The sequence below is a fragment of the Microbacterium sp. H6 genome (assembly GCF_003314775.1).
In the GTDB taxonomy this organism is placed as follows: Bacteria; Actinomycetota; Actinomycetes; order Actinomycetales; family Microbacteriaceae; genus Microbacterium; species Microbacterium oxydans.
In genome coordinates, this window is sequence record NZ_QOAY01000306.1 from 112,785 (window position 1) to 121,670 (window position 8,886).

At 68.6% G+C, this 8,886-nt stretch carries 8 protein-coding genes; 6 read left to right on the forward strand and 2 right to left on the reverse strand.

Annotation, left to right across the window (positions count from 1 at the left end):
• The 4 genes from DSP71_RS20565 to DSP71_RS20580 all read left to right on the forward strand — a co-directional run.
• Positions 1 to 425, forward strand: a 425-nt coding sequence (locus tag DSP71_RS20565; RefSeq protein WP_113681932.1) for an aminotransferase class V-fold PLP-dependent enzyme, incomplete at its 5' end; no start/stop codon positions are given.
• Between the two features lie 9 nt (positions 426 to 434).
• Entirely contained in the window at positions 435 to 1,532 is a 1,098-nt protein-coding gene (gene mnmA, locus DSP71_RS20570) for a tRNA 2-thiouridine(34) synthase MnmA (protein WP_113681933.1), read from the forward strand.
• Between the two features lie 38 nt (positions 1,533 to 1,570).
• Positions 1,571 to 3,904: an NAD-dependent DNA ligase LigA gene (gene ligA / locus DSP71_RS20575; RefSeq protein ID WP_113681934.1), complete on the forward strand. Its 2,334-nt coding sequence runs from the start codon at positions 1,571 to 1,573 to the stop codon at positions 3,902 to 3,904.
• Positions 3,901 to 4,368, forward strand: coding sequence for a hypothetical protein (locus DSP71_RS20580; protein WP_113681935.1), 468 nt, complete (start codon positions 3,901 to 3,903; stop codon positions 4,366 to 4,368). The genes ligA and DSP71_RS20580 overlap by 4 nt, the downstream gene beginning before the upstream one ends.
• A gap of 23 nt (positions 4,369 to 4,391) precedes the next feature.
• Here the strand turns inward: DSP71_RS20580 and DSP71_RS20585 are convergent, their stop codons facing one another.
• A complete protein-coding gene (locus DSP71_RS20585; RefSeq protein ID WP_374706391.1) occupies positions 4,392 to 6,233 on the reverse strand; it encodes a DEAD/DEAH box helicase in 1,842 nt (613 codons plus the stop codon).
• Between the two features lie 47 nt (positions 6,234 to 6,280).
• Positions 6,281 to 7,981, reverse strand: coding sequence for a long-chain-fatty-acid--CoA ligase (locus tag DSP71_RS20590; RefSeq protein WP_113681937.1), 1,701 nt, complete (start codon positions 7,979 to 7,981; stop codon positions 6,281 to 6,283).
• Positions 7,982 to 8,048: 67 nt separating this feature from the next.
• Between DSP71_RS20590 and gatC the strand changes: the two genes are divergently transcribed.
• Positions 8,049 to 8,348, forward strand: a complete 300-nt coding sequence (gene gatC / locus DSP71_RS20595) for an Asp-tRNA(Asn)/Glu-tRNA(Gln) amidotransferase subunit GatC (protein WP_026049703.1) — start codon at positions 8,049 to 8,051, stop codon at positions 8,346 to 8,348.
• Positions 8,345 to 8,886: amidase (locus DSP71_RS24450; RefSeq protein ID WP_258546585.1), on the forward strand; the 542-nt coding region annotated here is incomplete at its 3' end. The genes gatC and DSP71_RS24450, both read left to right, overlap by 4 nt.

Below are 8,886 nucleotides of genomic sequence, written 5' to 3' on the forward strand. Positions count from 1 at the left end.
TCGCCGTGGCTCTCGAACTCGCGGAGCACGAACGACAGGACGAGGCTGCGCGTCTCAGTGCGCTGCGCGACCGCCTCGTGGCCGGGATCGTTGCCGCGGTGCCGACGGCCGAGCTCCTGGGCGACCCGACCGACCGTCTTCCCGGCAACGCGCACATGCTGTTCCCGGGTGCGGTGGGGGAGAGCCTGCTGTTCCTGCTCGACGTCGCAGGGGTGGCGGCGTCGACCGGATCAGCCTGCCAGGCGGGCGTGGCCGAACCTTCGCATGTCGTGATGGCGATGGGACGCCCGGAGCGCGACGCCCGCAGCGTGCTGCGCTTCTCGCTCGGGCGGACATCGACCGAGAGCGACGTCGATGCCGTGCTCGGTGCGATCGCCGAGGCGTACACGCGCGCATCCGGCGCCGGCACAGCCGCACGCTCGTAGACTGGTCGTATGCGGATCCTTGCGGCGATGAGCGGTGGAGTCGACTCCGCCGTCGCGGCAGCCAGGGCCGTGGAGGCGGGGCACGACGTGGTCGGCGTGCATCTCGCGCTCTCCCGGGCGGGCGGAACGCTGCGCACCGGCAGTCGAGGATGCTGCACGATCGAGGATGCCCTCGACGCGCGTCGTGCAGCCGACGCGCTCGGCATCCCGTTCTACGTCTGGGATTTCTCCGAGCGGTTCCGAGACGATGTGATCGAGGACTTCATCTCGGAGTACCAGGCAGGCCGCACCCCGAATCCCTGCATGCGCTGCAACGAGAAGATCAAGTTCGCCGCCCTTCTGGAGCGTGCGATCGAGTTGGGCTTCGACGCGGTGTGCACGGGGCATTACGCCACTCTGGTCGACGGCGAGGACGGCCTCGAGCTGCACCGGGCGTCGGACAACGCCAAGGACCAGTCCTATGTGCTCGGCGTCCTCACGGCCGAGCAGCTGGCGCACACCTACTTCCCGCTCGGCACGACGCCCACGAAGGCCATCGTCCGCGCAGAGGCCGAAGCACGCGGCCTGAGCGTCGCGCAGAAGCCGGACAGCCACGACATCTGCTTCATTCCCGATGGGGACACGCGCGGCTGGCTCGCCGAGAAGGTCGGCACGGCCACCGGCGAGATCGTCGATCGTGCGGGCGAGGTCGTCGGATCGCACGAGGGCGCGCATGCCTTCACCGTCGGACAGCGACGCGGGCTCAAGCTCGGCGTTCCCGCGGCAGACGGCAAGCCGCGCTTCGTCCTCGAGGTGCGACCGGTCTCGAACACGGTGGTCGCCGGCCCCAAGGAGGCCCTCGCGATCGCCGAGATCGCCGGAGAGCGGTTCAGCTGGGCCGGTGCCGCACCCACGGAGTCCTCGTTCGAGTGCCACGTGCAGATCCGAGCGCACGCTGAGCCGGTCCCTGCGAGGGCCGAGATCTCCGAAGGCGGCGTGCGCGTGACGCCCGAGGTCGCGTTGGACGGCGTCGCGCCGGGACAGACCGCCGTGCTCTACATCGGGACGCGGGTGCTCGGACAGTTCACGATCGACACCACGGTGTCCGCGGTCCCTGTCGGCGCGTAGCCTCCTCCGGTGTCCGCACCCGCTCGTAGACTGACGGGGTGCCGGAGAACATCTCGTTGGAAGACGCCCGAACCGAAGCCGAGGAGCTGACCACGCGCATCCTCGATGCGAAGGAGGCCTACTACGGCCGCGACACCTCGATCGTCGACGATTCCACCTACGACGGCTGGATGCGCCGACTCGAAGAGCTCGAGCGTCTGCATCCCGAGTTGCAGGGGCAGGACTCGCCCACACAGATGGTGGGGGCGGCTGAGGCGACGGGCCTCGCGACCATCGAGCACGCGGAGCGCATGCTCAGCCTCGACAACGTCTTCTCCATCGACGAGCTGCGGGAATGGGCCGCGAAGACGAAGGCCGCCGCCGGACGCGATGTCGCCTGGCTCACCGAGCTGAAGATCGACGGCCTCGCCATCAATCTCCGCTATGAGAACGGCGTGCTCACTTCTGCTGCGACCAGGGGCGACGGACGCGTGGGGGAGATCGTCACGGAGAACGCGCTTCGGCTGCCCGAGATCCCGTATCGACTGAGCGGTGAGGGCCACCCGGCCATCGTGGAGGTGCGCGGGGAGGTCTTCATCCCCGTCGCCGCGTTCGAACGGCTCAACGCGGCCCAGGCGGCGTTCCGCGACCGCGCCTACGCCGATGCGCTCGAGCGCTGGGAGGCGCGGGGCGGAGCGAAGAAGCCCTTCGACGAGGAGAAGGCTCGCACCGCCGCCGCGCGCCGATTCCCCGCGTTCGCCAATCCCCGCAACGCGGCGAGCGGCGGCCTGCGTCAGCAGATCGACAAGAAGAACGGCCTCGAACTCGAAGCCGGCCTGCTGCGCATCGAGTCGCTCGCGCTCTACGTGCACGGCGTCGGCGCATGGTCGAACCCTCCCGTCGCGGCGCAGAGCGAGGTCTACGATCTGCTGGCCGAGTGGGGGCTGCCGACGAGCCCGCACACCAGGGTGTGCCACACGATCGATGAGGTTGTCACGTTCGTGGAGTACTTCGGTGAACACCGCCACGACATCGAGCACGAGCTCGACGGCATCGTGGTGAAGGTCGACGAGCTCGAGCTTCATGACGAGCTCGGCGCGACCAGCCGGGCACCGCGCTGGGCGATCGCGTACAAGTACCCGCCGGAAGAGGTGCAGACGAAGCTCCTCGACATCGTGGTGTCGGTCGGCCGCACCGGCCGCGCGACGCCCTTCGCGGTGATGGCTCCTGCGCAGGTCGCGGGGTCCGTCGTCCGGCAGGCGACTCTGCACAACAAGGACGTCGTGAAGGCGAAGGGCGTGCTGATCGGAGACACGGTCGTGCTGCGCAAAGCCGGCGACGTCATCCCCGAAGTCCTCGGTCCGGTCGTCGAGAAGCGCGACGGCACGGAACGCGAGTTCGTGATGCCCCTGGAGTGCCCGGAGTGCGGCACTCCGCTTCGGGCGATGAAGGAGGGCGACATCGATCTGCGGTGTCCGAACGCGCGTTCGTGTCCGGCGCAGGTGCGCGGACGTGTCGAGCACATCGGCTCCCGCGGTGCCCTCGATGTCGAGGCCCTCGGCGAGGTCACCGCCGCCGCCCTGACACAGCCGACGTCTCCCGCGGTGCCGCCGCTCGAGACCGAGGCCGGCCTCTTCGCCCTCACGCTCGACCAGCTCGTCCCCATCGAGCTGGTGGTCCGCGACGCGGAGACGGGGCTTCCCAAGGAGGACGAGGACGGGATCGTCAAGACGCGCGCCCCGTTCCGACGGAACCCGACTGCGGCCGAGAAGAAGTCCGGCCTCGAGGGTCCGCAGCCCTCGTCCCAGGCGCTCACTCTCCTCGCCGAGCTCGAGAAGGCGAAGAAGAAGGAGCTGTGGCGTCTGCTCGTGTCCTTGAACATCCGCCACGTCGGACCTGTCGCTGCGAGGGCGCTCGCGCAGTGGTTCGGCTCACTCGACGCGATCCGCACGGCTACGCGCGACGAGTTGGCTGCCGTGGAGGGCGTGGGCGGCATCATCGCCGACTCGCTCCTGGCCTGGTTCGAGGTCGACTGGCACAAAGAGATCGTGGAGCAGTGGGCGGATGCGGGGGTGCAGTGGAAGACACCAGGTCACCCCGGTCCCGGCGCTGCCGTCGCCGCAGGGGGAGTGCTCGAAGGGCTGACGGTGGTCGCCACCGGCTCGCTCGACGGCTACACGCGTGAGGGTGCGCAGGAAGCCATCATCAACGCGGGAGGAAAGGCGGCGTCGAGCGTGTCGAAGAAGACGGACTTCGTGGCCGCCGGCCCCGGCGCGGGGTCCAAGCTCGCCAAGGCGGAGGAGCTCGGTCTCCGGATCCTCGATGCGGCGCAGTTCCACATCCTGGTGACGGAGGGACCGGACGCGCTCCCTCCCGCGGGCGAAGGGGCGTGAGACGCTACGGTCCGCTGATCGTCGTCCCCGAGGCGTTGGCTGTCGGTGATCCCGGTCGGAACCACCTGCGGCTGATGCCCGAGGCCGTGATCATCCGCGACGGAGTCGAGAATCGCGGAATAGTGCCGTGGACGGGACTCGAGCAGATCGAACTCGACGTTCCGACGACGAATTTCCGCCTCCCCGGTCTCACGGGCACTGTGCTGCTCGGAGCGTTGACCGCCCTGATGCTGAGCGATCCCGGGATCGATCCCGATGACGGTTCCGCGAAGCTCGTCGTCGAAGGAGAGACGCGCACCGTCCCGCTGAGCCGTCATCACGTCGGAGGTTACTGGACCCCGACCGTCACGGGAGCGCACCGACTGATCGCTCACCTGATCTCGCACCCGGAGCAACGGGCCCTTCTGGCACATCCAGAGCCGCTGATCGCCGTCGCCGCACGGCTCGCGCGCGGAAGCGACTAGACACCGCCGCGCGCGATCCGCCGTCAGTTCTTGTGGCGCGGCTTGCGGAAGGGCTTCTCGTCCCGGCTTTCGCGCGCAGGGCGCTCGTCACGGTCACGACGATCGAAACGGTCACCGCGACCGCCGGAGGGACGATCCTCGCGAGGGCCGCTACGTCGAGCGCCAGGACCGCGGTCGGGCTTGATCTCGATGAGGCGACCCGAGATGCGGGTGTCGCGGAGCTTGTCGAGCACGGCGGGATCCATGTTCGACGGGAGCTCGACGGTCGAGAAGTCGGGGCGGATGTTGATCGCCCCGAAGTCGTCACGACCCAGGCCGCCCTCGTTGGCGAGGGCGCCGACGATCTGGCGCGGCTCGACACGGTGACGCCTGCCGACCTCGATGCGATAGGCGGTGTAGTCGCCACGGCTGCGGCGTTCGCCCCGAGGCTCGCGCGCGTCACGAGCGGGGCGCTCCCGCTGCGGCCGGTTGTCCGCCTCGACGGCCCTGGTGAGCGCATCGTTGGCGGGATCGAGGAGCAGAGGCTTGTCTCCCTGCGCGACCACGGCCAGCGCCGCGGCGACGTCGCTCTCCGGCACATCATGATGACGGACGTAGTGCGCGATGATGTCGCGGAACGCGTCGATGCGCCCGGTCTCCGAGAGAGCGGTGGTGATGGCATCGTCGAACCGGGTCAACCGGGTGGTGTTCACGTCCTCCGTGCTCGGCAGCTGCATCTGAGTGGGCTGCTGTCGGGTCGCCTTCTCGATGTGCTTGAGCAGGTAGCGCTCGCGCGGGGTGATGAAGCTGATAGCGTCGCCCGTTCGTCCCGCGCGCCCGGTGCGACCGATGCGGTGCACGTAGGACTCGGTGTCCGTGGGGATGTCGAAGTTCACGACGTGGCTGATGCGCTCGACGTCGAGCCCGCGCGCGGCCACGTCGGTCGCGACGAGGATGTCGAGCTTTCCGTCCTTGAGCTGGTTGACGCTGCGCTCGCGCTGCACCTGAGGCACGTCGCCGTTGATGGCTGCGGCTGAGTAGCCGCGGGCGCGGAGCTTCTCGGCGAGCGTCTCGGTCTCGTTCTTGGTGCGGACGAAGACGATCATGCCGTCGAAGTTCTCGACTTCGAGGATGCGGGTCAGCGCGTCGACCTTCTGCGCGTACGAGACCACGAGGTACCGCTGAGTGATGTTCGTGCCCGTCGCGGTCTTCGACTTGATGCTGATCTCTTCCGGCTCACGCAGGTACTTCTGCGCGAGGCGGCGGATCTGCGGCGGCATCGTGGCGGAGAACAGCGCGACCTGCTTCTCCTCGGGTGTCTGCGCGAGGATCTGCTCCACATCCTCCGCGAAGCCCATCTTCAGCATCTCGTCGGCCTCGTCGAGCACGAGGTACTGCAGCTGCGACAGGTCGAGCGTGCCCTTGGCGAGGTGATCCATGATGCGGCCCGGTGTCCCGACGATGACATGCACCCCGCGGCGCAGAGCCGAGAGCTGCACGCCGTAGCCCTGTCCGCCGTAGACGGGGAGGACGTGAACACCCTTCATCTTGGACGCGTACGACTCGAACGCCTCGCACACCTGGAGGGCGAGCTCACGGGTCGGAGCCAGCACGAGCGCCTGCGGCGTCTTCTGCGCGACATCGAGACGCTCGAGCACGGGCAGCGCGAATGCCGCGGTCTTGCCGGTTCCGGTCTGCGCCATGCCGACGACGTCGCGCCCGGCGAGGAGGGTAGGGATAGTGGCCGCCTGGATGGGCGACGGGGTCTCGTAGCCGAGGTCCTTGATGGCTTTGAGGACGGGCCCGGTGATTCCGAGTTCCTCGAATCCGGGGGTCGCGGGGGAGTCCTCGGGGGCGTCGGTCAGCACTGCATCTTCAGGGGTCACTTCCCAAGGGTAGCGCGCCGAACGTCTCGCCGCCTGTGAGGGCGTCCTCAGGAGCCGGTGTTCAGGGCGACCAGTTTCTCCTTGACCTGCCGACGGAGCACCTTGCCGATGAGCGACTTCGGGAGTTCGTCGACCACGAAGATCCTCCTGGGGACCTTGTAGGGCGTCAGGATGCTGCGCGCGAACTCGCGGATGGCCTCCACGTCGACCTCGGTCTCCGGATCGACGACGATCGCGGCCACGACCTCCTCGCCCGAGTGCTCGCTCGGTAGTCCGATGACCGCAGCGTCGACCACCTGCGGGTGCTGGCGCAGCGCATTCTCGACCTCGGTGGGGGCGACGTTGAAGCCGCCGGTGATGATGAGCTCCTTGATGCGGTCGACGATGCGCACGAAGCCGGCTTCGTCGATCGTGACGATGTCGCCCGTGCGGTACCACCCGTCGACGAACACGGCCTCCGTCTCCTCCGGCTTGCCGTAGTACCCGGAGAAGACCTGCGGTCCGCGAACCACGAGTTCTCCCGCCGCTCCTGCAGGCACGTCCTCCGTGGGGTTCTCCGGGTCGACCACCCGGCATTCGGTTCCGGGCAGCGGAAGTCCGACGGTGCCGGGCACGCGGTTGTCGGCGACGGGGTTCGCCATGAGTACGGGCGAGCACTCGCTCAGGCCGTAGCCCTCGACGAGGTAGCCGTTGGTCGCCTCCTCGAAGGGCACCACCAGCTCGTGGGGCAGTGCCATGGCCCCGGAGATCGCGACCTCGATGCCGTCGAGCGACACACCCTTGGCCTTGGCAGCGCTCAGAAGGCGGTCGGCGATCGGTGGCACGAGCGGGAGGAACGTCGCGGGATGCTTCTTCACGACGTCGAGAACCAGATCGGGATCGAACTTCGGGAAGAGCACGAGTCGCGCGCCCATCGACATCGCGAACGTCAGACAGAGCGTGAGGCCGTATGCGTGGAACATCGGCAGCACCGCGTACACGACGCATCCCTTGCCGCGCTGGATCGACGGCACCCAGGCCTGCGACTGCGCAGCATTGGCGAGGAGGTTGCGGTGTGTGAGCGCGGCACCCTTCGGCGTCCCGGTGGTGCCTGAGGTGTACTGGATGATCGCCAGGTCGTCTGCTGCGGGCGTCGGGTGCGACGACGGAATCGGGTCAGCGGCGATCAGCGAGTCCCAGAGCACCGTGCCGCGGACCTTCTCGGTGAGCGCTGCGCGGGACTCCCTGGCCTTGGCGACGGGCAGACGCAGGGCGAAGCGGGTGAGGAAGGGCATCGCGCGGGTCACGTCGACGGAGACGAGGTTCGTCACCGCCAGGTCGGCGGGGAACTCCTGCACCGTGGAGACGACCTTGTTCCACACGATCGCATGCTTCGCGCCGTGGTCCTCGAACTGCTTGCGGAGCTCGCGCGGCGTGTACAGCGGGTTGTGCTCGACCACGACCGCGCCGAGTCGGAGCACGGCGTAGAACGCCACGATGTGCTGCGGACAGTTGGGGAGCACGATGGCCACCGGGTCGCCGGCGCGGACGCCCAGGTCTCGCAAGCCCGTCGCCGCCCGGTCGATGGCGGCCTGCAGCTCGGCGTACGTCGTCTCGCGGCCGAAGAACTGCAGGGCGGGGGCATCCGGATAGTCGCGTGCCGAGGCGGCGACGATGTCGACGAGCGATCCGTCGACGGGAGGCAGGTCTTCCGGGACGCCTGCGGCGTAGCTGGCGGTCCACGGGCGCGGGGGCTGGAACGTGCTCACCCGCCCAGCATATGTCGACGGCCGTGCAGGGAAGAGGAGTGACGGGTGCTCCAACTAGACTGGAGGAGTGTCTGAAATCACCCCTGAACTCGTGCGCCACCTCGGTGTGCTCGCACGCATCCAGCTGAACGACGACGAGGTGTCGCGGCTCACGGGCCAGCTCGACGCGATCGTCGACAACATCGCCAAGGTGTCGGAGGTCGCGACCGCCGACGTGGCAGCGACGAGTCACCCCATCCCGTTGAGCAACGTCTTCCGCCCCGACGTGGTCGGGCAGACGCTCACGCACGAGCAGGTGCTTCAGAACGCCCCGGATGCCGCCGACGGCCGATTCCGTGTGACCGCGATCCTGGGAGAAGAGCAGTGACCGACATCATCCGTCTGGACGCGGCGGATCTCGCCGCGAAGCTCGCTTCCGGCGAGGTCTCCAGTGTCGAGGCCACCCGCGCTCATCTCGACCGCATCGCCGCGGTGGACGGCGACGTCCACGCGTTCCTGCACGTCAACGAAGGGGCGATCGAGGCGGCTGCAGCCATCGATGCCCGTCGTGCGGAGGGTGAAGAGCTGGGCCCGCTCGCGGGAGTCCCTCTCGCGATCAAGGACGTCCTCGTCACGACGGACCAGCCCACCACGAGTGGCTCGCGCATCCTGGAGGGCTACCGTTCGCCGTATGACGCGACGGTGGTCGCACGCTCTCGCGCCGCGGGACTGATCCCGCTCGGCAAGACCAACATGGACGAGTTCGCGATGGGGTCGTCCACCGAGCACTCGGCATACGGCCCCACGCACAACCCCTGGGACCTCGATCGCATCCCGGGCGGTTCCGGTGGTGGCTCGGCTGCGGCCGTCGCCGCGTTCGAAGCGCCGCTCGCGCTCGGTTCCGACACGGGCGGCTCGATCCGTCA

Excerpts from the sequence above, each read along its gene's own strand:
- mnmA (WP_113681933.1), top strand. The coding sequence starts at position 435 with ATGCGGATCCTTGCGGCGATGAGCGGTGGAGTCGACTCCGCCGTCGCG.